The 860-nt window shown below is 68.0% G+C and carries 1 protein-coding gene; it reads left to right on the forward strand.

Annotated elements, in window-relative coordinates; genetic code table 11:
* Positions 1-860, forward strand: an 860-nt coding sequence (locus tag ACLQ28_RS34440) for a beta-ketoacyl synthase N-terminal-like domain-containing protein (protein ID WP_425690437.1), incomplete at both ends; no start/stop codon positions are given.

An 860-nucleotide genomic window follows, 5' to 3' on the forward strand; every position in this document is an offset into this window, starting at 1 on the left:
CCGCAGCAGCGGTTGTTGTTGGAGGGTGCGTGGGAGGCGTTCGAGGACGCTGGTATTGATCCGACGTCGTTGCGTGGGACCGACACCGGTGTCTACTGCGGCGTGATCGCCTCCGATTACGGGCCCCGGTCGGCACCCGAGCTGGAAGGCTTCCGACTGACCGGCGGCACCGCAAGTGTGGTGTCGGGGCGGGTCGCCTACACGCTCGGCTTGGAAGGGCCGGCGGTGTCGGTGGACACGGCGTGTTCGTCGTCGCTGGTGGCGCTGCACTTGGCCGCGCAGGCGCTGCGGTCCGGCGAGTGTTCGATGGCTCTTGTCGGCGGCGTGACCGTGATGGCCAGCCCGACCCTGCTCCTGGAATTCAGCCGGCAGCGCGGTCTGGCCGTGGACGGGCGGTGCAAGTCGTACGCAGCCGGGGCGGATGGGACCGGTTTCTCTGACGGTCTCGGTGTGCTGGTGGTCGAGCGGTTGTCGGATGCGCGTCGCAATGGTCACCGGGTGTTGGCGGTGGTGCGGGGTAGTGCGATTAATCAGGATGGTGCGAGTAATGGGTTGACGGCGCCGAATGGGCCGGCGCAGGAGCGGGTGATTCGTCAGGCGTTGGCCAGTGCCGGGTTGGCCCCGGCGGACGTGGACGTGGTGGAGGGGCATGGGACGGGGACCCGGTTGGGTGATCCGATCGAGGCCCAGGCGTTGTTGGCCACCTATGGCCGCGAGCGGGAGAACGGTCCGCTGCGGTTGGGGTCGGTGAAGTCGAACATTGGTCATGCTTCGGCGGCGGCCGGTGTGGCTGGTGTGATCAAGATGGTGTTGGCGATGCGGCATGGGATGCTGCCGGCCACTCTGCACGTCGACGCCCC

Origin of the sequence: Micromonospora sp. DT201 (assembly GCF_049841575.1) — a bacterium.
Lineage (GTDB): Bacteria > Actinomycetota > Actinomycetes > Mycobacteriales > Micromonosporaceae > Micromonospora.